Genomic DNA, 26,071 nt, shown 5'->3' with positions numbered 1-26,071 from the left:
TCGCTCCCTTAGGTGTAGGTGTCCTTGCGCGCGCCGGTCAGGTGAGGCAGGTCGGGCCCGGCGATCGAGGCCCCGCCGTCGATCGCGTGCACCGCGCCCGTCACGAACGAGGCCCGCTCGCTCGCCAGGAAGGCGGCCACCGCGGCGATCTCCTCGGGTGTGGCCAGCCGGCCGATCGCGCTGTGGTGGCCCATCCGCGCGAGCTGCTCCTCGAGGTCGCCGCCGAGCCTGGCCGCGGCCCGCTCCATGGGCGGGGTGCGGGTGTGGCCGGGGGCGAGCACGTTGACGGTGATCCCGTCGTGGCCGACGTCCACGGCCAGCGCCTGCGCGAAGCGCACCAGCGCCGCCCTGGTCACGCCCGACAGCGCCAGCGGCGGGATCGGGACACTGGCCGTCTCGGAGGCGACGTAGAGCAGCCGCCCCCAGCCCGCGGCCCGCAGGTGCGGCAGTGCCGCCAGCGTCAGGTTGACCGCGGGCATCAGCACGGTGTCCACGGCCGCCTGGTAGTCCTCGACCTCGAACCCGGAGGCGGGCCCGATGGGCGGGCTGCCGCCGCTGACCAGCACGATGTGGAGCGCGCCGAGCTCGGCGGCGACCTCGTCGACCCAGCGGCGGGCGGCCTGCCGGTCGGTGACGTCCACACCGGTGGCGTGGACGCGGCCGCGTGCCACCCGCTCCAGCTCGTCCCTGGCCGCCTCCAGCCGTTCCTTGTCGCGCGCGCCGATCGCCACGTGCGCGCCCTCCTTGGCCAGCTCGGCGGCGGTGGCCAGGCCCAGGCCGCTGGAACCGCCGGCGACCAGGGCGACCTTGCCGTCAAGTCCGAGATCCATGGCTCTCCTTCTGCCGCGGGCCGCCCGCCAGGGTGCCGCCGTAGCGGTAGCCGTACCGGTGCAGGAGCGGGGTGGACAGCGTGACCGCGGCGAGCTTGGCGGGCAGCGAGAGCGTGCCCTTCCAGGCGTCGTCGCGGTCGCGGATGACGGTGGTGCCGGTGCGGAAGCGGTCGGGGTTGCCGGTGACGGTGTGGTTGGTGTGCAGCTCGACCGTGCGGTCGCGGATCGGGTTGGCGGCGGGGTCGGCGCCGCAGAGCCGTAGGAGCGTGTCGATCGTCGCCTCCGGGTCGGCGGTGAAGTCCTCGTGGCGCAGGAACAGCGACTGCCGCGGGAAGCGGCGGGTGATGGCGTGCGAGGCCAGGTTGAAGCCGTGCCAGTAGAGGGTGCTCATCCAGGACGACATGGCGTAGACGTACTGCTTGGGCTGCCGCCAGGAGTGCGCGACCGCGCGCGGGTCCCGCACAAGGTGCACGAAGTAGGGGGTGACGCCCTCCAGGTACGGCAGGAGCGCCGCCTCCCCGGGGATCTTGGTGGTGTCCACGATCACGCGGGCGCCGGTGCGCTCGGCGGCGGCGTGGTAGGTGCGGGTCATCAGGTCGGCGTGGGCCCTGATGTCCTCGCCGTCGAGGCCGCGGCCGAGCACGCGCCAGGTGTGCCGGGTGCGCACGCAGGCCCGCTGGCGGCGGATCACGGTGGCGGCGAAGTCGGACAGCGAGACGCCGTCCGGCTTGCCGAGCGGAAGGATCGGCGACCAGACGGGACATTCGGTGAGCGCCGTCCCGCAGCCGCACAGGTTGTTCACTCCCCTGCCGGTGCCGTTCTTCCACAGGAAGTGCAGCTCGCCGACATGGAAGAAGCCGGGGACCTCGTTCAGCACGTTGCCGATGATGGTGCTGCCGTTGCGGCACCAACCGGTGATGCAGAGGATCTTGATCTTGTCCACGCTCTCTCCCTCAGCTCGCCGCCGCCGGCTGCGCGGGCGACTGGGCGGCCGGCTGGCGGACGCACAGGGCCACGCCGACGGCCGCCACCGAGCAGGCCGCGCCGACCAGGAACACCGCCGGGTAGCCGAGGCCGCCGGCGACCAGGCCGATCAGCGGGCCCCAGACGGCCAGGCCCAGGTCCCAGAAGGACGTGTACGCGCCGATCGCGGCTCCCTGCTTGGCCTTGTCGGCCAGGTTCATGACCATCAGCGCGAGCGACGGGTGCAGCAGCGAGAAGCCCACGCCCATCACCACGCCGCCGGCGACGGCCACCGGCAGGTTGGGCGCCAGCGCGATGATCAGCAGGCCGGCGGCCTCGCCCGCGCCGCACCAGATCACCATCCGGCGCGGCCCGACCTTGTCCGGCAGGTGGCCGATGAACAGCCGGGTGCCGGCGTAGACCAGGCTGAAGGCGCTGAGCACGACCACGCCGGAGCCGATGCCGCGGGCCTGCAGGTGCAGCACCACGAACGCGGCCAGGCCCGCGTACCCGGCGGCCGCCAGGGCCAGGGCGGTGCCGGGCAGCAGCGCGGGACGCAGCAGCAGGCCGCCGCCGCTCGCCTGCTCCGGCCTCTCGGGGGCGGGCGCGAGGCTGACCAGGACGAATCCGATCAGTGCCAGGGCGACGCTGAACGCCCACACCGCCCCGTAGCCGTAGCGCTGCAGCGTGGCGCCCAGGAAGGTGCCGGCCGAGATGCCGCCCCACATGCTCACGCCGTACAGGCCGATGAGCTGGGCGCGCCGGTTGTGCGGCGCGAGCGAGACGGTCCACACGGCGCCCGCGGTGAACAGGGCGGCCTCGCCGACGCCGAGCAGCAGGCGGTCGGCGACCAAGCCCGCCACGCCGATCGGGGCGAAGTAGAGCGCGCCGCCCGCGGCCACGACCAGCGCGCCGAGCCGCATCACATTGCGGTGCCCGTGCCTGTCGGCCAGGTAACCGGCCACCGGCCTGACCAGCAGCGCCGTCAGGGCGGTCGCCATGACCACCAGGCCCACGGTGAAGTCCGCCGCGCCGTACCTCTCGGTGACGAAGCCGGGCAGCACCGGGATCGCGGCCGTGAGGCCCACGTAGCCGGTGAACAGCCCGCCGAAGACGCCGATGAGGGCGCGACGGTTCATGTGGCCGCCACCTTGCGGACCGCCTCGATGAGGTGGTCGCAGTCCTCCACCGACAGGCACGACGACAGCGGCACGTCCACGGCCTGCCGCAGGTAGCGGGTGGTGCGGGGCAGCAGCGCCTGGATGGAGGCCCGGTCCATGGCGCCGAACAGGAAGCGCCAGTTCCAGAAGACGCGGACGTTGGCGTCCTCGTCGGAGCCCAGGTTGCGGGCGTCGATGCCCTCGCCACACAGCGCCTTGGCGAACCACTGGGCATCGCCGTACGGCACGCGGAAGATGAACGCCTCGCCCAGGAACGCGCCCGGGGCGACCGGCCGGCGGATCGCGATCCGCGGCACGTCCTTCAGCGCCTCGGCGACATAGGTGTAGTTGTCGTGGAAGCACTTCAGCCGCAGCGGCAGCCGGTCCAGCTCGGCCCGCAGCAGCGCCGCGCGGATCTCGTCCATGCGGAAGCTGAGCAGCGGCAGGTCCAGGTCGGTGTCGATGGGCGGGACGCCGTCGGGGAAGTGGCGTTTCAGCCGCCCCTCGTAGGCGCCGGACAGGACGACGGCGCGGGCGAACAGCATGCTGTCGTCGGTGACCAGGAAGCCGCCCTCGCCGCAGTTGAGCGACTTGTCCGACTGGGTGCTGAAGCCGCCGGCCAGGCCGAACGTGCCGAGCTTGCGGCCGTTCAGCTCGGCGCCGAGCGCGGGCACCGCGTCCTCGAACAGCGGTACGCCCATCTCCTGCGCGAACGCGGTCAGCGCCGCCAGGTCGGCGGCGAACCCGCGCATGTGCACCACGAGGATCGCCTTGATCTCCGGGGTCCAGCGGCGGCGCAGGTCGTCGAGGTCCATGTGCAGGTTCTCGTCCACCTCGACCAGGTACGGCGTGCACCCGGCCAGCACGATGGCGCTCGGGGTGGCGACGAAGGTGAACCCGGGGCAGGCGATCAGGGAGCCCGACGGGATGCCGGCCGCCATGATGGCCAGCGCGATCGCGGTGGTGCCGCTGGAGACGGCCAGCGCGTGCCTGGAGCCGAAGTAGTCGCACAGCTCGGCCTCGAACCGGCCGCACTCGGTCTCCTGCTGGGGTCGGTAGTCGTAGCGGAAGTACAGGTGGCTGCGGATGGCGCGGAGCGCGGCCTCCTCGTCGTCCTGGTGGACGAAGACGGCGCCTTTGTCGTACGTCGGCCAGGGGGTGTGCCGGACCGGCTGCCCGCCGTTTATGGCAAGGCGCGCCGGAACCTCCCTCTCGCTGTTCACCGTCTGGCTCCTCGAAATTTTGGCTGGTGGAATTTCGCGTGCAGGTGAACGTGGCCGCCTTTTGTTGGGGTGGTGGCGGCTTTGTGCGAATGTTTCTGAGGGGGAGCGCGAGAATGCCGGACAGGCGGCTCTGAACTGCGGCTTGATAACACGGCTGCTCCCCAGGCCGTGCCCGGCAGGAAACATTGTGATCGTCCGGGAAAGACGAGTTACCCGAGGCGCCTGTTGCCGGTTGGACGCCTTTGATCGAGCTAGGTGCGAATTACCTTCTGGATATTCTCCGAGCGCTGTGATCATGTCAATCGTCAGAATTAATCTGATCACTTTGTGTGGTTTTGGCAAGATTTGTCATAGATATGAGGCATCCGCCCGGCATGTCGTAGCCGCACCGTTCTACGTTTGAGGCCCGATCCTGGGTGACTCGTCCGGTAAGTGAGATCTGACCGATACGGTGGCGTGATGGCGACCGTACGCGTGGAATCCCCGAACGTCGCTCGGCAGGTACGGCTGGCCTGGCTGGACGCCCTGCGCGGGCTCGGCGCGCTCGCCGTCGTGGGCGAGCACCTGCTGACGTGGGCAATGCCGTGGCTGCGGCCCACCTGGTTCAACATGGGCCTGTACGGCGTGCTGGTGTTCTTCCTGGTCAGCGGCTACATCATCCCTGTTTCGCTGGAGCGGCACGGCGACGTGCGGGCCTTCTGGGTCGGGCGGCTCTTCCGCCTCTACCCGCTGTACCTCGCGGTCATCGGCGTGGTGCTCGGGCTGTCGTGGTGGATTCCCGTGCGCGAGGAGGTGCCGCGGGACCCTTCGTCGGTGGCCTCGCACGCGACGATGCTGATGGACGTGGTCGGCAGCGGGGGCGTGGTGAACACCATGTGGACCCTGTCGTACGAGATGGTCTTCTACCTGCTCGTCACCGCGCTGTTCGTCACCGGCGTGCGCGTCGGACGCGGGATGCTCGCCGTCGGGTTCGGGCTCGTCGCGCTGGGTGCCGGGCTGGGGCTGGCGCGGACGCCGCTGTCGGGCGGCTGGGTGGCCTGGGCCTCCCTGGCGGTGTTCACCGTCGGCCTGGTCTGCGTGATCTCCGGCCGGTACCGCAAGGCCGCGGCCTGCGTGCTGGGCGTCATGGCGCTGGCACTGCTGCTGCTGACCAGCCGCGTCCCGTGGTTCGGCGCGGCCATGCTCGCCGTCATGTTCGCCGGTACGGCGATCCGGCGGTGGGAGAAGGACTCCGGGTCGCTCTGGCCGGTGGCGCTGTCGGGCCTGCTGGTGCTACTCACCCCCGTGTGGGCGATCAACGCTGGCTGGTGGTGGGTCCAGCCTGACGTGTGGACCGCCACGATCCTCCTGGTCGCCGCCACGTTCGCGGGCGGCATGGCGCTGCGCGGCCGCCGCGTGCCGTACGTCCTGACCTGGCTCGGCCTCATCAGCTACTCCCTGTACCTGATGCACCTCCCGATCCTGACGATCATCATCCAGCTGGCCGGGGACCTGCGCTGGTCCCCCATGCCCCTGCAGATCGGCATCAGCCTCCTCGGCCTCTGCATAGTCCTCCCCGTCAGCTGGCTCACCTACCGCTACATCGAACGCCCCGCCCAACACCTCGGCCGCACCCTCCTCCCCACCACGAAGTAACACACCCGACCGGTCATGACCTGTCCCCCGATCACGACCCCACTCCCGAACGCGCCCGCGCAATCAGGCCCCTGTTCCAGGCGCCAGGCCCGTCACAGCCTTCCCCTCCCGAGCACCAGACCCTGGTCGCGGCCTACACTTCCGTACCTGCGCCCTAGCGGGCCTTCCAGATCACGGTCCTTCTCCTGTGCGCCACGCGGTCGCGGCCTCTCCTCCTGGGTGGGTGCTGCTGGTCGGGGCTGGTGGGGAGGGCTTACAGGAGGTGTGTGGCGAGGTCCTGCCATTGGCGGAGGGGTGGCTCGTCCGGTGTCGTGGTGAGGATGTGGAGGCTGACGTGGTCGGCGCCGGCCTCGAGGTGCTCTTCGACCCGATGGGCGACGTCCTCGGGGCCGCCGGTAGCCACCAGCGCTTCGACCAGGTGGTCGTCGAGGGACTCGGGGTCGTCGAATCCCAGGCCGCGTAGGAGCGTCAGGCGGTTGGGCAGGGCGGCGGCCGCATGGGCGCGGGCCAGCTCGGCGGCGCGCGAACGGGACGGGTCGAGGACGGCGAGCTGGGTGACGGCGAGCATCGCCTCCGGCCCGAGCAGGCTCCTGGCGTGGCGGGTGTGCGCGACCGGCATGCCGAGCGGGTGGGCGCCCCAGGCCCGTTCGGCGGCGAGCCGGAGCATCCTCGGGCCCAGCGCGGCCAGGACCCGGGGCGGTGCGGGGACCGACGGCCCGAAGGGGGCGGCGTCCATCGCGTCCAGGTAGGCGCGCATGGTCGCCACCGGCGGGCCGAAACGGTGGCCGCGCACGTCGGTGACCAGCATGGGATGACTCACTCCGAGACCGAGCAGGAACCGCCCGGGGAACGCCTCCGCCAGAGTGCGTTGCGCGGCAGCGGCCGTGACGGCGTCACGCGCGTAGATACTCGCGGTACCGGTGGCGATGACGACCCGCTGAGTGGCCGACAACACCATGGCCGCCTGCGCCATGGCCTCACGCCCGGCGGTCTCCGAGAGCCACAGGGCCGAATACCCGAGATCCTCGACGACCGCCGCAACCCGGCGCACCACAGGAGCGGAATACCGATCCATCTCCCCCGCCCAGACACCGACCCGCCCAACCTCCACCCCACTCATCGCCCCTCCCCTACGCCGCCCCGCGACACACCACGCAGCCCCGTCACCCAGCCCAACTCCAACCCGCTCATCGCCCCACCTCTACGCCGCCCCGCGACATACCACGCGGGCCCATCACCCAGTCAGGCTCCAGGCCGCTCATGGCCCCTCCTCCGCACTGCCCAGCGACACACCGCACGAGCGCGTTACCCGCCCGGGCCAGCTCCGGCCCGCTCATCACCCCGCCTCCACGCCGCCCCTGCGACACGCTGCGCAGGTGCGTCACCCGGCCGAGGTTCAGCGCATTCATCGGCTCTGCTCCGGGCTGTCCTGGGACGGGCCGGGCCGCTCGTCGTCACTATCCGGCCGACTCATCGGCCCTGCTCCGCGCTGTCGTGTGACATGCGGGGGTGCGTCGTCATTACGACGCGGGCGCCGTACGGGCTCCCGTGGCGCGGTCGCCGGGCGGGTGGGCGCGCCCGGCGCGGTGGTCTTCACGATGGGTCTCCAGACGGTAGGTATGCGGCGGCTGCCCCAATTAAGTGGGGTACCCCTCCGGTTCTGGGTGAGTACGATATGGAGGGCCACCCCGTTTTTGCAAGCCCACCGGAGATCGCATGCCGCAGGACAGCCGTACGGCGAGGCCGATGCGGGCGGACGCGCGCCGCAACTACGACCGCATCCTGGCCGCCGCCGCCGAGGCCGTCGCCGAGCACGGGGCCGAGGCGTCGCTGGAGGAGATCGCGCGGCGCGCGGGTGTCGGCTCGGCCACGCTGCACCGGCACTTCCCCGCCCGGCAGCGCCTGCTCGAGGCGGTCTTCCGAGGCAAGGTCGAGGCGTTGTGCGCCGCCGCGGACGACCTGGCCGCCGACCCCGATCCCGGGCATGCGCTGGTGACCTGGCTGCGCGCCGTCGCCGAGCACGCCGTGTCCAACCGGGGGTTGGCCGCGTCCCTGATGCGAGGTGGACAGGACAGCGATCCCACCCTGGGGGCCACCTGCCACACCATGATCGTGGACGCGGGAGAGTCCCTGCTGACCCGCGCCAAGCAGGCGAAAGCCGTACGACCCGACATCTCGATCAGAGACCTGCTCACGCTCGCCAACGCCATCTCACTGGCCGTCGAGCAGGAACCCGACGGCGCGGCCCAGGCCGACCGGCTACTCACCCTGGCCCTCACCGGAGTACGCCCCGGCAACGCGACGTAGCCCGACCGCGAGCTGAGCGCGGTCGTCGGCTTCGACGAGCGTGAACACCGGCCCTGGGAGATCTTCACGCTGCTCTCCCGATGAAACCGTCGAGCAGGGCGCGGGCGTGGGCGAAGGCCGTGTCCAGGGTCCGTTCCCGCGCGGGATCCCAGGAGCGGGTGGTGGCCACCATGTCGGCGGGGTCGGGGCCGCCCAGGCAGTGGGGCGCCAGGGCGGCGAAGAAGGCGGCGGATCCAGCAGGGTCTCGGAGGTGTGGACACCGGGGGCCGAGTCCGGGAGAAGGCCCAGGGCGACGGCCATGGGAATGCCGGTCACCTCGCCCATGGTGGTGCCGCAACGATCGGCCACCGGCACGCGGGTTCGCCCTCTCCCCCTGACCGGGCTGCCGTGGAAGCGGGCGGAGGGGAGACTTGGGGGATGGCGGATGACTTACCGGCGCAGTTGCGGCGGCTGGGCGTCGGTGCGAGCGAGGCGGCGGTCTACGCGCACATGCTGAAGGTCCAACCGGCCACCGCGGCGGAGCTGGCGTCCGCGCTGGGCTGGAGGCGCGAGGATCTGGAGGCCGCGGTCGGCGAGCTGACCAGGCTGGGCCTGGTCAGCGGCGCGATGGCAGGCGACGGTGTGCTCAAACCGGCCGAGCCGTCGATCGCGCTGGAATGCCTGGCGCACGCGCGCTCGGCCGAGCTGCTCCAGGCCAGGATCGCGGCCACGAACGCCTACGGCGGCTACCGCAGGACCGTGCACCCGCAGCCCACCGAGGACCTGGTGGAGGTGCTGACCGGCGCGGACATCGTGGAGCGCATCCACCAGGTCGAGGGCTCAGTGGAGTCGGAGGTGCTGCGTTTCGACTCCCCGCCCTACCACACCGACGGGCAGCCGAACGAGGAGGAGGTCCGCAGCCTGGCGGGCGGCGTGGTCTACCGCGTGGTGTACTCCAGGTCGGCGGTGCAGAACGCCGACTACTACGCCTGCAACATCAAGCCGTGCATCGCCGCGGGCGAGCAGGCGCGGGTGCTGCCGACGGTGCCGGTGAAGCTGACCGTGTTCGATCGGCGGGTCGCGTTCGTGTCGATGTCGTTCGTGGAGGCGGAGATCAACGACTCGATGCTCGTGGTCTACCCGTCGAGCCTGCTGTCCGCGCTGATCGGGCTGTTCGAGACGTCCTGGCGGGCGGCGTTCCCGATGCATCTGGGCACGCGGGAGCCGCCCGCCGTGAGCCCGCTGCGCCGCCAGATCCTGGAGCTGCTGGCCACCGGCCTGACCGACGACAGCATCGCGCAGTTGCTCGGCATCAGCCGGCGCACGCTCTCGCGCCACCTGGAGCAGCTCAGCTACAGCGCGGGCGCGGTCACCCGCTTCCAGCTGGCGCTGCACGCCTCACGAGAGGGCTGGATCTGACGCGCGCAACGACGCCGGCGAGGCGGCCCCGGCCAGCAGCAGCGCCGGCCGGCCCGAGCCGTCGGCCGGTACCTGCCACACGTCCGACTCCTCCCGCCCGCGCGGCAGCGCGTAGGCGACGGTCCGATCGTCCAGCCAGGCCGCCTGGTCGTCGACGCTGCGCGTCTCGGCCAGCGGGGTCTCGCGCATGGTGGCCAGATCCAGTACGGCAAGCCGCCAGCCGCGGCGGGGATCGCCCGCCACGGCCGACTTGAACGCCACCCGGGTGCCGTCCGGCGACAGCGACGGGCACTCCACGTTGTCGCGCAGCGCCTCGACGCTGCCCGTCGCCAGGTCGCCGCGCACCAGGTAGCGGTGCCCGGCGGTCGACATGGTGGCGTAGAAGCGCCGGTCGTCGGCGGCGAAGGTGACGCCCCAGAAGTTCACGTCGGCCGCCCGGTAGGGCCGTGCGCCGACGCTGACCTTCCAGTCCTCGAGGGTGGGCACGAGGCGCCGGGTGCGGGTGTCGAGCAGGCCGACCCTGGTGGAGAAGCGCCCGCCGTTGTAGGAGTCGCCGGCCACGAACACCGTCCAGGCCACCCACCGCCCGCTCGGCGACACGCGCGCCCGGTTGGGGACGCCGACGAGCGGGATCGTCCGCAGCTCGCGCAGGTGCGCGTCGAGCACGGCGAGCTGGTAGGTGGGCAGGTCGCCGTCGGGACGCAGGCACAGCCCGGTCCCGCCGGCGGCGTAGAACCTCGTACAGGTCAGCGCACCGACCCGGGGAGGCGCACCCGCGGCCGCGGACAGGACGCGGCCGCGGGTGGCCCGGTCGGTGCTGACGGCGACGACACCCGGCCCCGGTTCGAGGCTGATCGCCGCCGCACCGGTGACCGCCCGGTGCGAGTGCTGCCGGGCGGCGCGTACGGCCCAGCCGCCGACCCCGGTGAGCAGGCAGAGCGCGGCCACGGCCGGCCAGGCCCGCCGTACCGTGGTCATCGGGGCCTGCGCAGGACGGTGAGGGTGACCAGGATCGCGCCGCCGGTCAGGGCGGCGGCCAGCCAGGTGGCCGGGCGCGGGCCGAGCGCGCTCCAGGCCAGCCCGAACCCGACGGAGGAGACCAGGTAGGCCAGCGCCTGCGCGCTCTGCACCAGCGCCAGCCCGGTGGCGCGCAGCGCGGCGGGCAGCACCGGCCCGGCCAGCGCCATGAGCACCCCGTCGGTCGCGGCGTAGAACCCGCCGTAGCCGCCCAGCGCCACCACGACCGCGACGGGCCCGCCGAGCAGCCCGCCGAGCACGAGGTAGACCGCCAGCAGCGCGCCGTACCCGCCGAGCAGCACGGGCAGGCGGCCACGGCGGTCGGCGAGCGCCCCGAGCGGCGTCGCGAGCAGCAGGTAGACCAGGTTGGTGCCGACGGCCATGAGCGGGAACCAGCCGGTGGCGATGCCGTTGGCCCTGGTCAGCAGCAGGTAGACGAAGCCGTCGCCGACCGTGGCCAGGCCGAGCACCGCGGCGGCCCCCACCAGCCGCCGCACGGCCGGATCGCGCAGCAGCCCGAGGGCGCCGGCGAGGGACACCCGCGCCGTGGCGGGGACGGGGTCACGGTGATCGCGCACGGCGGCCGAGAGGATCACCAGCCCGGCGGCGGCCACGCAGAAGCTGACGGTGAACAGCGCGTCGAACCCGTCGGCGCTCGCCCCGCCCGCGAGTCCGAGCACGGCGAGCGCGACGAGTGGCCCGGCGAACGCGCCGAGGCTGTCCATCGTGCGGTGGACGCCGAAGGCGCGGCCGAGCAGCGGCTCCGGCGTGGACAGGGTGATCAGCGCGTCGCGCGGCGCGGTGCGCAGCCCCTTCCCCGCCCGGTCGGCGACCAGGATCGCGGCGATCGCCGGCACGGCGCCGCCGGCGGCGAGCAGGCCGAGCTTGGCCAGCGCGGAGATGCCGTAGCCCGCGGCGGCGACCGCCTTGCGGCCGCGCATGCGGTCGGCCAGGTAGCCGCCGGCCACCCGCAGCAGCGCGGTCGCGCCGGTGTAGAGGCCGTCGAGCACGCCGTACACGGCCGGGCCGAACTGCAGGGTGAGCACGAAGTAGACGGGCAGGACGGCGGTGACCATCTCGGCGGAGACGTCGGTGGCGAGGCTGACCGCGCCCAGGGCGAAGACGTTGGCGGCCAGCCCGCGCCCGGTCAACCGCCCCGGGCGCAGGCCGATGGTGGACAGGTACACGGCTAGCCCGCGGTGACCGTCAGGTCGTCGAGCTGGGCCTCGACGAGGCTGGCCGTACCGTTGTCGGCTGCCTCCACGCGCAGTCTGATGGTCTTGCCGGCGTAGGCGGACAGGTCGACACTGGCCTGCTGCCAGGCGCCCGACTGCTCGGCCCCCGACCCCGCCTTGTCGAACAGGGTCGATCCGCCGGCCACGCTGACGCGCAGGTGGTCGTCGGAGCCCGCGTTGGCGCCCGCCGCGAAACTGTAGGTGAACGACAGCGTGGCTCCCGCGGGCACCCTGATCTCCGGCGAGTCGATCGTGGTCGCGCCGCCGTCCACGTCGTCGGCGCCTTGCGAGCTGCCCGCCGCCGCGCCCGTGACCAGGCAGTTGGTGGAGCAGGTCAGTTGCATCGGCTGGTTGGAGTCCGAGACGGTCTGCTCGGCCTTGCCCCGCTCCCACGCGCCGGTGGAGGCGTTGCCGCTCACGGTCCAGCCCTTGTCGGACTCGAAGTCGTCGGCGAACACCGTCGTGCCCGTCGCCGAGACCCGCCACGAGAACGTGGCCGAGGCGGTGGCGCCGGAGGCGTCCTTGGCGGTCGCCGTGACGGAGGAGGTGCCCGCCGTCGTCGGCGTGCCGGAGATCACGCCGGAGCCGCTGATCGACAGGCCGGCCGGGAGCCCGGTGGCCGACCAGGTGTAGGGGGTCGTGCCGCCGGTGGCGCTCAGCTGGAGTGACACGGCCTTGCCCGTGGCGCCGCTCTGGTCGCCCGGCGGGGCGACGGCGAACGCCGATCCCGTCGTCCACACGTCGGTGATGGGCGACTTGTTCTTGGCGTTGCCGAGGGCGGGCAGGCCGTACATCTCCTCGATCGTGCGCAGCACGGTGTAGTGGTTGATCTGCCCGCTGGATTCGTAGCCCGCCTTGACGTGGGCGCCGACGAACGTGGTGAAGATCTTGTTGACCGAGGTGAAGTTGTCCTCGTCGAAGGTCTGGATGAGCAGGCTGTTGTGGCTCTTGGCCCACTGCGCGTAGGCGTCCAGGTTGTTCTTCAGCCAGGTGTCGCCGGTCTTGGTGGAGCAGTCGTGCATGTCGTCGCACATGTCGGGGATGACGAACGAGACCGTGGGCAGCTTGCCGAAGTCGGTGGGGAACTGGCTGTAGGGGACGTGGTAGCCGGAGCCCTTCACGGTGGGGAAGTCCACCCAGGGAGCGTGCTTGCGCACGTACCTGCCGCTGGAGCAGGTGGTGGAGCCGGCGCTCGGCAGGCCCTCGGAGTAGGCCTTGAAGGTCAGGCCGGCGTCCAGGAGCTGCTGCCCCAGGTTGGCGGCGGAGAAGTCCTTCGGGCAGGAGTCGTTGGTGACGCCCTGCTGCGAGCCGGAGAACAGGGCGAGGTAGTTGGGCTGGCTGGGGTGGGTGACGCCGTAGGAGTCGGTGAACAGGGCGCCCTGCGAGGCCAGCTGGTTCAGGTACGGCGCGTTCGAGCTGCCCTTGACGGTGGAGTAGTTGGTGTTCTCGAAGATCACCACGACCACGTGGTCGTAGCGGGGTATCGCGGGAGCCGTGACGGTGGCGCTGGGGGGCGCGATGAGGAGCGCGCCCGCTGCGGCGGCGAGGGCCAGGCGCATGGGGATCAACCTCCTGTCGGGATGTACAGCAGCCGGTTGGGAGTGCCCGATCCCGGGTTGGCGATCTTGCCGGTGGTGGCGGACGCGACCAGGGCGTCCTGCACCTGGGCCGGGCTCGCGCCGGGGTGTGCGGCCAGGTACAGGGCCGCCGCGCCGGTCACGTGCGGGGCCGCCATGGAGGTGCCGCCGATCGTCCTCGTCGCGGTGTCGGTGCTGTTCCAGGCCGAGGTGATGCCGACCCCTGGCGCGAACAGGTCGGTGCAGGACCCGTAGTTGGAATCCGAGGCCCGCCGGTCGCGGGAGTCGGCGTTGTCGACGACGACCGCCTCGCCGATCCGTCCCGGCGAGTTACGGCAGGCGTCGGTGTTGTCGTTGCCCGAGGAGACCACGTAGGTGACGCCGGAGGAGATGGACTTCCTGATGGCGGTGTCCTCGGTGTTGCTCGCGGCGCCGTTGAGGCTCATGTTGACCACGGCGGGCTTGGCCGCGTGCGCGGTGACCCAGTCGATGCCGGCGATCACCTGCGAGGCCGTGCCGTGCCCCTTGCAGTTGAGCACTCTGACGGCGACCAGCTCGACCTGCTTGGCGATGCCGTAGTCGGCCCCCCCGATGGTGCCGGCCACGTGCGTGCCGTGCCCCGCGCAGTCCTGGCCGTCGCGCCCGTCGCCGATCTCATCGGCTCCGATGGAGGCGCGCCCGCCGAACTGGGTGTGCGTGGGCCTGATGCCGGTGTCGAGCGTGTACACGGTCACGCCCGCGCCGGTCGAGGGGTAGGTGTAGGAGTGGTCGAGCGGCAGAGCGCGCTGGTCGACGCGGTCCAGGCCCCAGGAGGGCGGGTCCTGCTGGGTCTCGCTGGCGGTGACGACGCTGTCCTGTTCGACGTACTCGACGCGGGGGTCGGCGGCGAGTTCGGCCGCCTGCGCCGCCGACATGTGCGCGGCGTAGCCTCTGACAGCGCTGGTGTAGACGTGGTCGACGCGGCCGCCGTGCCTGGCCGCGAGGTCGGCGGGGCTGCCGTCCTTCAGCGTGACGATGTAGCTGCCGGGGACCGGGTAGGCGGCCGCGATCACCGGGCCGTTCGGCGATGGTGGTGTGGGGGCGAGGGCGAGCGCCGCGAGGGCGGCGCATAACAGGTGCGGCATGGCGAGCTCCTGACATCGGGGTTGACAGGCCCGACCTAAACGCAAGATCTCCGCCTGTGGTGTCACAACCACGCCAGTGGCGCGTCTGCGCCATTTCCCTCAGCTGGGGGTGATCGGAAGGTAGAGCGCGCCGCCGCGGCGGGTGAACTCCTGCGACTTCTCCGCCATTCCGGCGGCGAGGGCCTCGGCGTCGGTCAGGCCGTGCTCCTCGGCGTACCTGCGCAGGTCGTGGCTGATCCGCATCGAGCAGAACTTCGGGCCGCACATCGAGCAGAAGTGAGCCGTCTTGGCGGGTGCCGCGGGCAGGGTCTCGTCGTGGAAGGCGCGGGCCGTGTCGGGGTCGAGCGCCAGGTTGAACTGGTCCTCCCAGCGGAAGTCGAAGCGCGCGTCGGACAGCGCGTCGTCCCACGCCTGCGCCAGCGGGTGCCCCTTGGCCAGGTCGGCGGCGTGCGCGGCGATCTTGTAGGTGATCACGCCGGTCTTGACGTCGTCCTTGCCTGGCAGGCCCAGGTGTTCCTTGGGAGTGACGTAGCAGAGCATGGCCGTGCCGTACCAGCCGATCATGGCGGCGCCGATGCCCGAGGTGATGTGGTCGTAGCCGGGCGCGATGTCGGTCACGAGCGGGCCGAGGGTGTAGAAGGGGGCGTCGTCGCAGAGCTCGCGCTGCAGGTCGACGTTTTCCTTGATCTTGTGCATGGGCACGTGGCCGGGGCCCTCGATCATGACCTGCACGTCGTGGGCGTGCGCGAGCTTGGTGAGCTCGCCGAGGGTGCGCAGCTCGGCGAACTGGGCCTCGTCGTTGGCGTCGGCGATCGAGCCGGGGCGCAGCCCGTCGCCCAGGGAGAAGGCCACGTCGTAGCAGGCCAGCAGCTCGCACATCTCCTCGAAGTGCTCATGCAGGAAGCTCTCCCTGTGGTGCGCCAGGCACCAGGCGGCCATGATCGAGCCGCCGCGCGAGACGATGCCCGTCTTGCGGCCGGCGGTGAGCGGCACGTGGGCCAGCCGAACCCCGGCGTGCACGGTGACGTAGTCGACGCCCTGCTCGCACTGCTCGACGAGGGTGTCGCGGTAGACCTCCCACGACAGCTCCTCAGGGCGCCCGCCGACCTTCTCCAGCGCCTGGTAGATCGGGACGGTGCCGATCGGCACGGGCGAGTTGCGGATGATCCATTCCCGGGTGGTGTGGATGTCGCGGCCGGTGGACAGGTCCATGACGGTGTCGGCGCCCCACCGGGTGGCCCAGGTCATCTTCTCCACCTCCTCCTGGATGGAGGAGGTGACGGCGGAGTTGCCGATGTTGGCGTTGATCTTCACGAGGAAGTTCCTGCCGATGATCATCGGTTCTGACTCGGGGTGGTTGACGTTGGCCGGGATGATGGCCCTGCCCGCCGCCACCTCGGCGCGAACGAACTCCGGCGTGACGCCCTCGCGGACCGCGACGAACTCCATCTCCTTGGTGATCTGGCCGCGCCTGGCGTAGGCGAGCTGGGTCACCGGCGCCCCGGTGGCGCGCAGCGGGTGGCGCCGCTCGCCCTGGAGCCCGGGCGGCACGGGCCTGCCGCCGTACCGCGCGACGTCGTTCCTGCCGAGGATCCATTCCTCGCGCAGCGGCGCCAGGCCCCGCGTGACGTCGACCCGCACGTGCGGGTCGGTGTAAGGACCTGAGGTGTCGTACAGCGTGACGTTCGTGCCGTCGGACAGGTGCACCAGCCGCATGGGCACCCGGAGCTCACCTGAGTAGATCTTGGAAAAGCACGCGCCGCTCATCGCGCAAACTCCCTTCGCCGGCATTACCCGGAGCAGGTTCTGGCGGTCGGCGGCTGATGGGTAGCCGTCCTCTCAGCCCGGTCACACCGGGCTCCCGCGTTGGTCGGCGCCCACCGTAACCCGGAACCCCGGGGTCCGCGCAAGGGGTATGCCGTCCGGCAGATTTCAGCGGAGCCGAAGCGCGACAGGTTGGACCCATGAGAATCCTCAGCACGCTGCTGGCACTCGTCCTGGCCGCGACTCCGCTGCGGGCCGCGCCTGTCCCCCAGGGGCTGACGTGGTCCGCGTGCGCGGGCGGGATGGAGTGTGCCGCGCTCACGGTGCCCATCGACTGGAACAGGCCTCACGGCGGGCAGACCCGGGTGGACCTGGCCAGGTTCCCCGCTCGCGACCCCGCGCACAAGCTCGGGTCTCTGGTGGTCAACACCGGAGGGGGAGCCACCATCCAGGTGGTGCGCACCAATCCCGCGACCGTGTCGGAGCTGACCAGGTGGTTCGACGTGGTGCTGATCGACCCGAGGGGAATGGGCGACCAGGGCAGTCCCGCCTTCATCGAGTGCGCGCTGGCCCCACCCGGGCTGACCGGGCTGATCCTGCACCCGGACGAGCGGAGCTGGCAGGAGCACGCGAGCAGGCGGGCTGCCGCCGATCGCTCGTGCCGCCAGGCCATGGGGCCCGCCTACGCCGGCCTCACCGCCTGGCAGGTCGCCCACGACCTGGAGGCCCTGCGCGTCGCCCTCGGCGAGCCGAAGCTCCGCTATCTGGGCAACTCCTACGGCACCGTGTACGGCCAGGCCTACCTGGAGCTGTTCCCCGGCAAGGTCGGCAGGATGGTGCTCGACGGGGTCGCCGACCACACGCGCCCGTCGCTGGAACGCTGGCTCCTGGACAACGCCCTCACTGAGGAGCGGCAACTGGCCCATTTCAACGACTGGCTGCCCGGCCACGACGCCATCCGGATGTTCGACGACCTGCTCGCCCGCACCCGGCGGGCGCCCCTGCCCGCGGGCGGCAGGACGGTGAACGAGCGGGAGTTCCTGGTCGCGGTGCGGGAGGCGCTCGCGCCACCGCGCTGGCCCGCCCTGGCCGCGGCGCTGCGCCAGGCGAACGACGGCGACGCCTCGAAGCTGGCCGCGCTGCTGCCGCAGGACCCACAGCCCCCCGGCTACGCGACAGAGTCGCTGCTGTGCCACGACTTCATGCCGCGGGTGCCCGGCTACCGGGAGTTCCGGGCGATCGAGTCCCGCCTGCGGACGGCGGCGCCGCGGATCGGCCGGATCCAGGGCCGCTACCAGCTGGCCCGCTGTATCGGCTTGGGCGACGACGGGCCCGCCTACCCGCCGCATCCGCTGCGGGCACGCGGCGTCCCGCCCGTGCTGATCTCCATCGGCGACAACGACGACAACACCCCGAACCTCGCCGCCGAGCACCTGGCCGCCCAGCTCCCCAACGCCAGCGTGATCAGGCACGGCGACGGTCACGCCGCCTACGTCATGCAGGGCGTGGCCGGGCTCGGCGAGACCTGCCTGCGCGGGTACGTCCACGCCTACCTGCGCACGGGGGCGCTGCCTCCGGCTCAGGCGCGCTGCCCGGGCGATCTGGTGGCTAGGATCCCCCGAGGGTGACATCGACGATGATCACAGCTTGGCGGGCGCTGCCCGCGCTCGTGCGGGACGCCCCGCCGGCCATGGTGACGGCGCTGGTGGTCATCGGGGTGCCGCTGCTCAGCGGCGCCGTGTTCACGCCCCTGTGGGGCGTCCTGGTCTGCGCGGTGTGCGCGCCGCTGATCCTGCGCCGCCGGCTGCCGGTGACGGCCGCGCTGGCCTCAGGCGCGGTCGTCCTGATCGCGACCGCGATCGGCCTGCCGCAGGTCGGCGCCTGGGTCGCGGTGGCCTCGTTCGGGTCGGCCGCCTACTACCACAACCGGTGGCGGCCGCTCCCGGCGATCGCCGCGACCTGCTGGCTGATCGCGCTCCAGTTCGTCATGGGCGGCGGCCTTTCCTCGTTGCCGGTCTCCCTGGCCGCCGGGCTCTGCCCCGTCGCGCTCGGCCACGCCCTGCGTCTCCAGCACGACAGGTCACGGCAGCTGGCGCTGGTCGAGCGGGCCGAGGAGCGCGCCAGGATCGCCCGCGACGTCCACGACGTGGTGGGCCATCACCTGGCCGCGATCAGGCTGCAGGCCGTCGGCGCGCGCAGGGCCTCCCCCGCCGACGCCGCGCACGCGCTCGACGCCATCGCCGAGGTCTCCGCCACCGCGCTGGGCGAGACCAGGCGCCTGCTCGGCCTGCTGCGCGACGACGCCTGCGCCGCCGCCGACCTCGACTCGCTCGCCGTACGGCTGTCGCGCCACGGCCTGCGCGTACGGCTGGACGGCGCGGACCTGGTCGACCGGGCGCCGCTGCCGGTGCGGCTCGGCGTGTACCGCATCGTGCAGGAGTCGCTGACCAACGTCATGCGCCACGCCGGGGCGTCGCAGGCCGTGGTCAGGATCGGCCGGAGCGCCCGCGGGGTGGTCGTCGTCGTGGAGGACGAGGGGCGGGCGGGCGGCGGTGCCGTACAGGAGGGGGCCGTACAGGAGGGGCAGGGAGTGCGCGGGATGCGCGAGCGGGCCGCGGAGCTCGGCGGCACCCTGACCGCCGGTCCGCGCCTGCCGCGCGGCTGGCGCGTCACCGCGGACCTGCCCGTGGACCCGGCCGGGAGAGGAGCCCGCGCATGGGCATCCGCGTGATCGTCGCCGATGACCAGCCGGCGGCCCGCGAGGGGCTGCGGCTGCTGCTGTCGTCCGAGCCCGGCATCGAGGTCGTGGCGACGGCCCGCGACGGGTTCGAGGTGGTCGAGCTGGCCAGGCGGCACCGGCCCGGCGTCGTGCTCACCGATCTGCGGATGCCGCGCATGGACGGGCTCGGCGCGATCCGTGAGCTCACCGCTCTCGATCCCGCGCCCGCGGTCGTGGCGCTGACGACGTTCGACATCGACGAGTACCTGTTCGGGGCGTTGCAGGCAGGCGCGGTCGGGTTCCTGCTGAAGGAGAGCGACCCCGGGCTGATCCTGGAGGCGGTGCAGGTCGCCCACGACGGGCAGGGTCTGGTGGACCCGCAGGTGACGCCGCGGCTGCTGCGCCGCTTCGCGGCGACTTCGCCGCGCCCGACCGGCAGAGGCCTGGCTTTCCTGACGCCGCGCGAGACCGACGTGCTGCGCCGGCTCGCCACCGGCGACAGCAACGCCGAGATCGCCGGGACGCTGGGCATCGCCCCCGGCACCGTCAAGGTCCACGTCGAGCGGATCCTGGCCAAGCTCGGCCTGCGCACCCGCGTCCAGGCGGCGCTCTACGCCCACCGCCACGGCCTGATCCCCTGGTCCGACCTGCCCTGAGGAGCTAGGACGGGGAGGTGCTGACGCGGCAGGCCAGGTGGAGGGCTAGGCGGGTGTCGGCGTCGGCGAGGTCGACGCCGAGCAGGCTTTCGATCCTGGCGACCCGCCGGGCGATGGTGTTGCGGTGGACGCCGAGCACGGCCGCGGCCTCGATCAGGGAGGACTCCGCGTCCAGGTAGACCGTGAGCGTCTCGACCAGCTCAGGCGAGAGGGTGGCCAGCAGCGATCTGGCGGCGGGGACGAAGGTGTCGGTGCGGGTCCAGGCGAGCAGGAGCTGGGCCAGGCCGAGCCGGTCCACGTGCAGGAACCTGCCCGTCTCCGCCCTGGCCCCGGCCAGGCGGGCCGCGTCGCGCGCCTCCGACAGGGTGCGGGCGATGCCGCCGGGTCCCGGATGCGGCCTGGCCATGCCGACGAGCAGGTCCAGGTCGGCCAGGCGGCGCTGCGCCTGCCGTACCCCGGCGGCGAGCCGGTCGACGACGTCGGTGCCCGGCTCGGCCGTGGTGGTCACCCACGCCACCCAGCCGCCGTCCTCGGCCACCACGACCGCCTCGATGCCCTCCGCGGCAAGCGCGGAGACGATGTCGCTGGTGGAGGTCACCACGTCGACGGGACGGCTGGCGCCGAAGCGGATGCCGGTGTGCCAGCCGTCCAGCGCCCAGCCGGCCTCGGCCGCGCGCCTGCGCAGCGACGGGCCCGCGTCGTCGCCCGACTGGAGCAGCTCGCCGAGCAGGCCGGAGCGGCGGCGGGCGTCCCGCTCCAGCTCGACCCTGCGCAGCGCGAGCGAGCGTTGCGCCGCTCCCGCGGCCACGGCCAGGACCTCCTCGTCGCCCGCCGTACCGGGGCTGACCAGCCAGAGCTCGGCGCTGCGCCCGTCGGGGGCGAGCACGGGCACGGCCACGCCGCCGCCCGCGAGCCGCTGGCGCACCTGCAGCGCGACCCTGACCTGCGCCGACACCGCGGGGCCGAGCAGGACGGCGCCGTCCCTGGCCAGCACGGTGACCTCGGCGTGCAGCACCTCACTGGCCCTGTCGCGCAGCTCGGCCAGGGTGAGCCCGCCCGCGTCCAGCACGTGGTGCGCGGCCAGCACGCGCCTGGCCACGTCCACTTCGGGCGCGGCGAGCAGGACGGCCAGCCGTACCGCCGTCTCCAGCGGATCGCCCAGGCAGCCGAGCACGGGCGTGCGCAGCCGCTCGGCCAGCAGCAGCGTGCCGCGCAGCAGCGGGTCGGCGCCCGGCACGACGAGCGCGGCCGCGCCCGCCTCGGCCGCGCGGTTGAGGTCGGCGTCAAGCCGCCACCCGGTCCGCTCCCCGTCGATCCGTACGGCCAGCGCCCCAGCGAAGGGCGCGGTCACGGACACGCCTGTGACCTGGCGCCCGTTGTCGGCGGGGCCGGCGAGCACCACGAGGTCGGCCCGGTCGAGCAGGTCGGCGACGTTCATGCGGGACCCTCCATCAGGCGGGGTGGCACGTCGATGCCGAAGGCGGCGGGCGAGACCTGGGCCAGCTTGTCCGCGCGGCGCCAGAAGGCGGGGCAGGGCAGTTGCAGCACCTCGACGCGCGGTCCGCGGACCACCTCGTCGCAGCCGAGCGGGCGACCGGTCCTGGCCTCGAGCAGGCAGATCACGTCGGGGGTCGTCGCGACGGGGATGCCGTCGGAGAAGACGGCCTGGAACTCGTTCTCCATCTCCACCCGCAGCACCGGGCCGCCGTCGCCGAGCACGCTGACCACGCCGCGGCCGCCCGGCTGCCTGATCACCTCCACGACGCGCCCGGTGCCGAGCGACCGCCCGCCGAGCGCGGGCGCGCGCGGCGCCCGCTCCGGCAGCGCGAGCATGGTCCTGCCCAGCTCGAGCGCGCGGGCCAGGCCGCCGACGACGGCCAGCTCAGGCAGGTCGGCCACGCGGATCGGCCAGTGCGCGAACGCCGCCCAGCCGCCCGCCGCCTGCACCGCGCCGTGCATGAGCTTCTCCCCGGCCTCCGGGTCGTAACCGTCCATGATCGTGGTACGGCCGGCCGAGTCGACCAGCGCGTACGGCCCCGCCTGAACGCCCTTGCGAGAGGTGGAGGCCTGCCCGAGCCGGGGGAAGGCCCGCCCCATCAGGTCGGCGTCGACCACGGGCAGCCCGCAGGTGAGCACCGCGATGCCGTTGCTGCCGCCGGCCTCGATCGACATGATCGCGCCCACCCGGCTGCCGCTCCACCGGGCGACGGCCGCCACGGCCGCCTCCATCTCCCGGCCGGTGGGCGGCTTCTCCTCCAGCATCCCGGTCGCCCCGGCCAGCCCGACCGGGACGAGCAGCGCGTCGGGCGGCAGCTCGGCGGCGGCCACGAGCTCGACAGGCCCCCGGCGCAGCCTGGCCCGCAGCAGCCGCATCACGGTCACCGTGGGGCCGCCACCACCGGAGCCGAGCAGGACGCAGCCGCGTTCGAGCGCGGGCAGGTCCTGCTCCCGGATCTGGGTCATCCTTGACGATAAGTCACATCTCAGGCGAGGGGCACCGGGTCCAGGTCGTAGCCGAAGTACCTGGGTCCGGCCAGCGCCAGCCCTTCCGGGGTGCGCCAGCGCGGGTCGCACGGCGCGGCCAAGACGGTGACGCGCTGGCCGTAGCGCAGGCCCTCGGTCGTGATCGGGTCGCCGGTCTGGGTGTCGAGCACGCAGATGAGGTCGGGCGTGCTGGCCACGGGGGTGCCGTCCAGCTCGGCGAGCAGGTGCTCGTTCTGGAACGACAACCGCAGCTCGCCGTTGCCCGACAGCCGGGCGACGCCGCGGGCGAAGCCGCCGACGGTGCGCCGCTCCACGTCCAGCACCTTGCCGGCGAACAGGACCCGGCCGCCGAGCCTGGCCGCCACCGCCTGCGGGGCGTCGCCGGTGGCGCGGTGCTCGGCGACCAGCTCGCCGAGCTCGGCGCTGAGCGAGAGCGTGGCGGGGACCATCGCCTGGCGGGCCGTGGCGCCGTCCATGGCGTACAGGACGGTGGTGGCCGAGCCGCCCATCTCCACGGTCGCCGCCCTGGCCAGGCGTTCGGTCCAGTGGTTGCTGACGGTGTCGATGACCGACCGGTTGCCCTTGTCGTCGGCCATGGCCATCGGCGAGGCGGCCACGCCGTACATGGCGGGGATGAACATCTGCAGCTCGGGGAAGGCGCGGCCCATGCCGTCGGCGTCGATGAGCGGCAGCCCGAGCCGGGCGGCCGCGGCCACCGGGATGAGCGAGTTGACGCCGCCGACCTCGGCGCAGGCGATGTGGGTGGGGCGGCGGCCGAGGTAGCCGCAGATGGCCTCGACCGCGGCCGAGATCTCCTCGATCGCGGGCGGCTTCTCCACCATCACGGTGGGCGCGCCCATGCCGGCCACCGGCAGCACCATCGCCTCGTCCGGCACCTCCTCCAGCGGCACCAGCTCGACGGGCCCGTGCTCGCGCAGCGCGGCGCGGGCCATGAGCCGGCCGATGTACGGGTCGCCGCCTCCCCCGGTGCCCAGGACGGCCGCGCCCCGGGCGATGGCGGCCAGGTGCTCGAGTCCGATCTCACGCATGCAGCTCTCCTACGGCCTTGACCTTGATGCGGGTGGCGTCGCCGGGCAGGTAGGGCAGCGGGATCTCGTCGAACTCGACGATGCGCACGCTGCCCGGCCGGGCGCCGCCCGCCACTGCCCGGTCCACCGCCTCCTGCTTGGCCTGGTCCACCACCGCCTCGCGGCGGCCGGGCGCGACCGTGTAGATGCGGTCCACCTCGCCGCCGACCTGGGCGATGGCCGCGCCGATGGCGTTGGCGACCGCGTAGTTGCCCGGCCGGTGCACCTCGCCGCAGCCCGGCAGGGCATCGGGCAGCAGGATCGACCCGCCGCCCACGCCGACCACGGGCATCGGTTCCGGGCTGGTCCGCATGCGCTCCACGGCCTCGGCGACGTCGTCGGCGATCCGCTTCAGCACCCCGGCGACCATCTCCCTGTCCAGGTGCGCCACCAGCGCGGGGTCGCCGAGCTCGGCCAGCCCGGCGGCGACCGCGATGTCGGTGGCGGTGAGCGTCGACCCGCCGAACACCAGCGCCCGGCTGGTCAGCTCGTAGCCCACCGAGTCGGGCCCGACCCGGTGCCCTTCGCGGATCCGGCTGCCGCCGCCGATGCCGATGGACAGCACGTCCGGCATGCGGAAGTTCGTCCTGATCCCGGCGACGGTGACCTCGGTGGTCGCCTCGCGGGGGAACGCGCCGTTGAGCACGCCGATGTCGCTGGTGGTGCCGCCGATGTCGACGACCGCGCAGGTCTCGAGCCCGGACAGTACGGCGGCGCCGCGCATGGAGTTCGTCGGCCCGGAGGCGAAGGTGGCCACCGGGTAGCGCCTGGCGAACTCCAGGTCCATCAGCGTGCCGTCGTTCTGGCTGAGGTACAGCGGCGCGGTGATGCCCAGCCCCGCCATGGCCTGGGCCAGGCCGTCCACGATCTCGTCCGCCAGCTCGCGCAGCGCGGCGTTGACGATGGTGGCGTTCTCCCGCTCGAGCAGCCCGATCCTGCCGATCTCGTACGACAGCGAGATCGGCACGCCGGGCAGCTCCTCGGCCAGGATCTCCGCGGCCCGCTCCTCGAACTCCTGGTTGACGGGCGAGAAGATGGACGAGATCGCCACGGAGCGGATGCCGCGGGCGCGGATGTCCTCCGCGGTACGGCGCAGCTCGTCGGGATCCAGCTCGGAGATGACCCGGCCGTCGAACTCGTGGCCGCCGTGGCACAGGTAGCCGCGCCCGGACACCGCCTCGACCAGGCGGTCGGGCCAGTCCACGAAGGGTGGCAGGGACGTGGTCGCGGGCAGGCCGAGCCGTACCGATGCGGTGGGCGCCAGCCGGTCGGCCTCCACCAGCGCGTTGATGAAGTGCGTCGTGCCGATCATCACGGCGCGCACGTCGCCATGGACGTTCAGCCCTTCGATGGCGCTGACGATGCCGCTGGTGACGTCCTTGCTGGTGGCGCGCTTGACCGCGGAGACCACCCGGTCGCCGTCCATCAGGACGGCGTCGGTGTTGGTGCCGCCGACGTCGATGCCGATCCTCACGCGGCGACCTCCTCGGCGACCTCGGTCCTGCTGACGCCGACGGGGCGCAGCAGGCCGCGCCGGCCGCAGGCGACGTACAGCACGAACGCGGTGACCAGCGAGTTGACGCTGCCCAGGCCCGCGGTGACGAAGTGGCCGACCAGCGTGGCGACCAGCCAGATCACCAGGGTGACGGGCACCCACGTGGGCGCGCTCGGCGGCGCGGCGCCGGTGTCGCGGCCCTCGGCCAGCTCGCCCCGCCAGCGGCGGACGACGAAGTACTCGGCGATCATGATGCCGGCGATGGGCGGGAAGACCACGCCGAGCAGGATGAGGAAGCTGGTGAACAGGTCGAGGATGCCGAGCGCGCCGAGCAGGGTGCCCGCCACGCCGACGACCGCGGTGATCACGGCCCGGTTGGGGCGGCGGCCGGTGATCACGCCGATGAAGGTGACCAGGCCGAGGCCGGAGGAGTACAGGTTCCAGTCGTTGATCTTCAGCGTGCCCGCGATGATCACCAGGGTGCCGACCAGGCCGACGGAGGAGGTGACGATCGCGATGACGTCGGAGCTGCCGACGGCGTGCGCGAGCAGCACCCCGGCCAGGCCGATGACGTACTCGCCGAGGGTGACGCCGAGGACCGTCTGCTTGACCACGTCGGCGGCGCTGCGGTTGAACCTGGTCATGTCGGAGGTGATGACCGCGCCGACCATCAGGCTGCCGGCGACCAGCGCGATGCCCTGCAGCAGGGTCATGGGCGGCCCGGGCGGCGCCTGGCTCATCAGGGTGCCGACGGAGTGCTTGCTCAGCTCGCTGACGATCGACCAGGCGACCAGCGCCAGGAACAGCGGGACCGTCAGGTAGGCGGTCCAGGCCATCGAGTGGAACCCGGCGATCACGATCGCGGTCACGGCCAGGCCGAAGGCGATCGCCCACGCCCACTCGGGCGGGCCACCGATGAGGGCGTGCAGGCCGCGGGCGGACACGCCCGACTGGATGCCGAACCAGCCGATCAGGCTGACGCCGATGGCCAGGCCGATCACCGCGGACCCGCCGCGGCCGAAGCCGGTCCAGCGGGCCAGCATCGAGGTGGACAGGCCTTCGCGCATACCGATGATCCCTACCAGGATCATGGCCGCTTCCAGGATCACCGCGCCGAGAGTCAGCGCCCAGAAGGACTGCCAGAAGGTCATGCTGAAGCCGAGGGTGGCGCCGAGCATGAACTGGGTCAGCGCGGAGACCTGGCCGAAGCGCTGCACCGCCACCGACAACCAGGGGTATCGTGCGCGCTCGGGCACGCGGTTGAGCGAGTAGTCGTCGGCCACCGTTGACCTCCCAGGGGGTTAGCTTGAGAGAACGGTAGGAAAGCGACTAACTACTGCAAAGGTGCGCATCGCACACTATGTGGTGATCTTTGGTGCCTTTCGCACAAGGACTG

Annotated in this window: 21 protein-coding genes and 1 riboswitch; of the genes, 6 read left to right on the top strand and 15 right to left on the bottom strand. The window is 72.6% G+C overall.

Translation table 11 applies throughout. The annotated features are described in order from the left end of the window. Nucleotides 1-8: 8 nt before the first annotated feature. The 4 genes from KIK09_RS28655 to KIK09_RS28640 are packed head-to-tail and all read right to left on the bottom strand — an operon-like array spanning nucleotide 9 to nucleotide 4,176. The gene (locus KIK09_RS28655; protein ID WP_214322496.1) at nucleotides 9-830 is read right to left on the bottom strand and encodes an SDR family NAD(P)-dependent oxidoreductase; all 822 of its coding nucleotides are present in this window, start codon (nucleotides 828-830) and stop codon (nucleotides 9-11) included. Continuing rightward, nucleotides 814-1,773 (bottom strand): sulfotransferase, encoded by a 960-nt coding sequence (locus KIK09_RS58030; RefSeq protein WP_214322495.1) that lies wholly within the window; start codon nucleotides 1,771-1,773, stop codon nucleotides 814-816. Before KIK09_RS58030 ends, KIK09_RS28655 begins: the two co-directional genes overlap by 17 nt. A 10-nt stretch (nucleotides 1,774-1,783) precedes the next feature. After that, nucleotides 1,784-2,932, bottom strand: coding sequence for an MFS transporter (locus KIK09_RS28645; protein WP_214322494.1), 1,149 nt, complete (start codon nucleotides 2,930-2,932; stop codon nucleotides 1,784-1,786). After that, nucleotides 2,929-4,176, bottom strand: a complete 1,248-nt coding sequence (locus KIK09_RS28640; RefSeq protein WP_308164336.1) for a DegT/DnrJ/EryC1/StrS family aminotransferase — start codon at nucleotides 4,174-4,176, stop codon at nucleotides 2,929-2,931. Before KIK09_RS28640 ends, KIK09_RS28645 begins: the two co-directional genes overlap by 4 nt. Before the next feature lie 459 nt (nucleotides 4,177-4,635). Between KIK09_RS28640 and KIK09_RS28635 the strand changes: the two genes are divergently transcribed. After that, on the top strand, nucleotides 4,636-5,811 hold the full coding sequence (locus KIK09_RS28635; RefSeq protein ID WP_214322493.1) for an acyltransferase family protein: 1,176 nt from the start codon (nucleotides 4,636-4,638) through the stop codon (nucleotides 5,809-5,811). 253 nt (nucleotides 5,812-6,064) lie between these two features. Here the strand turns inward: KIK09_RS28635 and KIK09_RS28630 are convergent, their stop codons facing one another. Further along, entirely contained in the window at nucleotides 6,065-6,931 is an 867-nt protein-coding gene (locus tag KIK09_RS28630) for a TIGR03620 family F420-dependent LLM class oxidoreductase (RefSeq protein ID WP_214322492.1), read from the bottom strand. A 596-nt stretch (nucleotides 6,932-7,527) separates the two neighbouring features. Between KIK09_RS28630 and KIK09_RS28625 the strand changes: the two genes are divergently transcribed. Together KIK09_RS28625 and KIK09_RS28620 are read left to right on the top strand one after the other, a co-directional pair. Next, nucleotides 7,528-8,118, top strand: coding sequence for a TetR/AcrR family transcriptional regulator (locus tag KIK09_RS28625; RefSeq protein WP_250573952.1), 591 nt, complete (start codon nucleotides 7,528-7,530; stop codon nucleotides 8,116-8,118). Between the two features lie 417 nt (nucleotides 8,119-8,535). Next, on the top strand, nucleotides 8,536-9,516 hold the full coding sequence (locus KIK09_RS28620) for a helix-turn-helix domain-containing protein (protein ID WP_214322491.1): 981 nt from the start codon (nucleotides 8,536-8,538) through the stop codon (nucleotides 9,514-9,516). Here KIK09_RS28620 and KIK09_RS28615 read toward each other — a convergent pair. The 5 genes from KIK09_RS28615 to thiC form a co-directional block, all read right to left on the bottom strand. After that, the gene (locus KIK09_RS28615) at nucleotides 9,496-10,494 is read right to left on the bottom strand and encodes a PD40 domain-containing protein (RefSeq protein WP_214322490.1); all 999 of its coding nucleotides are present in this window, start codon (nucleotides 10,492-10,494) and stop codon (nucleotides 9,496-9,498) included. The two genes, KIK09_RS28620 and KIK09_RS28615, sit on opposite strands and share 21 nt — an antisense overlap. After that, on the bottom strand, nucleotides 10,491-11,720 hold the full coding sequence (locus KIK09_RS28610; protein WP_214322489.1) for an MFS transporter: 1,230 nt from the start codon (nucleotides 11,718-11,720) through the stop codon (nucleotides 10,491-10,493). The genes KIK09_RS28615 and KIK09_RS28610 overlap by 4 nt, the downstream gene beginning before the upstream one ends. A gap of 2 nt (nucleotides 11,721-11,722) precedes the next feature. Continuing rightward, on the bottom strand, nucleotides 11,723-13,327 hold the full coding sequence (locus tag KIK09_RS28605) for an alkaline phosphatase family protein (RefSeq protein WP_214322488.1): 1,605 nt from the start codon (nucleotides 13,325-13,327) through the stop codon (nucleotides 11,723-11,725). Nucleotides 13,328-13,332: 5 nt separating this feature from the next. Beyond that, nucleotides 13,333-14,469 carry a S8 family peptidase gene (locus KIK09_RS28600; protein WP_214322487.1) on the bottom strand — a complete coding sequence of 379 codons (1,137 nt, stop codon included), beginning with the start codon at nucleotides 14,467-14,469 and terminating at the stop codon, nucleotides 13,333-13,335. Between the two features lie 99 nt (nucleotides 14,470-14,568). Further along, nucleotides 14,569-16,236 (bottom strand): phosphomethylpyrimidine synthase ThiC, encoded by a 1,668-nt coding sequence (gene thiC, locus KIK09_RS28595; RefSeq protein ID WP_250573951.1) that lies wholly within the window; start codon nucleotides 16,234-16,236, stop codon nucleotides 14,569-14,571. Further along, a riboswitch (TPP riboswitch) is annotated at nucleotides 16,229-16,344 on the bottom strand. It overlaps the preceding gene by 8 nt. An 89-nt stretch (nucleotides 16,345-16,433) precedes the next feature. Here thiC and KIK09_RS28590 point away from each other — a divergent pair. The 3 genes from KIK09_RS28590 to KIK09_RS28580 are packed head-to-tail and all read left to right on the top strand — an operon-like array spanning nucleotide 16,434 to nucleotide 19,608. Further along, a complete protein-coding gene (locus KIK09_RS28590) occupies nucleotides 16,434-17,861 on the top strand; it encodes an alpha/beta hydrolase (protein WP_214322485.1) in 1,428 nt (475 codons plus the stop codon). An 8-nt stretch (nucleotides 17,862-17,869) separates the two neighbouring features. After that, nucleotides 17,870-18,964: a sensor histidine kinase gene (locus KIK09_RS28585; protein WP_214322484.1), complete on the top strand. Its 1,095-nt coding sequence runs from the start codon at nucleotides 17,870-17,872 to the stop codon at nucleotides 18,962-18,964. Next, nucleotides 18,949-19,608 (top strand): response regulator, encoded by a 660-nt coding sequence (locus tag KIK09_RS28580; protein ID WP_214322483.1) that lies wholly within the window; start codon nucleotides 18,949-18,951, stop codon nucleotides 19,606-19,608. The genes KIK09_RS28585 and KIK09_RS28580 overlap by 16 nt, the downstream gene beginning before the upstream one ends. Before the next feature lie 4 nt (nucleotides 19,609-19,612). On the opposite strand, the gene KIK09_RS28575 is transcribed toward KIK09_RS28580, so the two are convergent. The 5 genes from KIK09_RS28575 to KIK09_RS28555 are packed head-to-tail and all read right to left on the bottom strand — an operon-like array spanning nucleotide 19,613 to nucleotide 25,958. Continuing rightward, nucleotides 19,613-21,046: a PucR family transcriptional regulator gene (locus KIK09_RS28575; RefSeq protein ID WP_214322482.1), complete on the bottom strand. Its 1,434-nt coding sequence runs from the start codon at nucleotides 21,044-21,046 to the stop codon at nucleotides 19,613-19,615. After that, nucleotides 21,043-22,071 (bottom strand): S-methyl thiohydantoin desulfurase family protein, encoded by a 1,029-nt coding sequence (locus tag KIK09_RS28570; protein ID WP_214322481.1) that lies wholly within the window; start codon nucleotides 22,069-22,071, stop codon nucleotides 21,043-21,045. The genes KIK09_RS28575 and KIK09_RS28570 overlap by 4 nt, the downstream gene beginning before the upstream one ends. A 20-nt stretch (nucleotides 22,072-22,091) precedes the next feature. Beyond that, entirely contained in the window at nucleotides 22,092-23,141 is a 1,050-nt protein-coding gene (locus tag KIK09_RS28565) for an S-methyl thiohydantoin desulfurase family protein (RefSeq protein WP_214322480.1), read from the bottom strand. Further along, a complete protein-coding gene (locus KIK09_RS28560; RefSeq protein ID WP_214322479.1) occupies nucleotides 23,134-24,654 on the bottom strand; it encodes a hydantoinase/oxoprolinase N-terminal domain-containing protein in 1,521 nt (506 codons plus the stop codon). The genes KIK09_RS28565 and KIK09_RS28560 overlap by 8 nt, the downstream gene beginning before the upstream one ends. Then, nucleotides 24,651-25,958, bottom strand: a complete 1,308-nt coding sequence (locus KIK09_RS28555; protein WP_214322478.1) for a purine-cytosine permease family protein — start codon at nucleotides 25,956-25,958, stop codon at nucleotides 24,651-24,653. Before KIK09_RS28555 ends, KIK09_RS28560 begins: the two co-directional genes overlap by 4 nt. Nucleotides 25,959-26,071: the final 113 nt, after the last annotated feature.

This window comes from Nonomuraea sediminis (assembly GCF_018531495.1).
GTDB classification, from domain to species: domain Bacteria; phylum Actinomycetota; class Actinomycetes; order Streptosporangiales; family Streptosporangiaceae; genus Nonomuraea; species Nonomuraea sediminis.
Note: the sequence above shows the minus strand (reverse complement) of the source record. Positions and strands in the feature narration are given on the sequence as shown.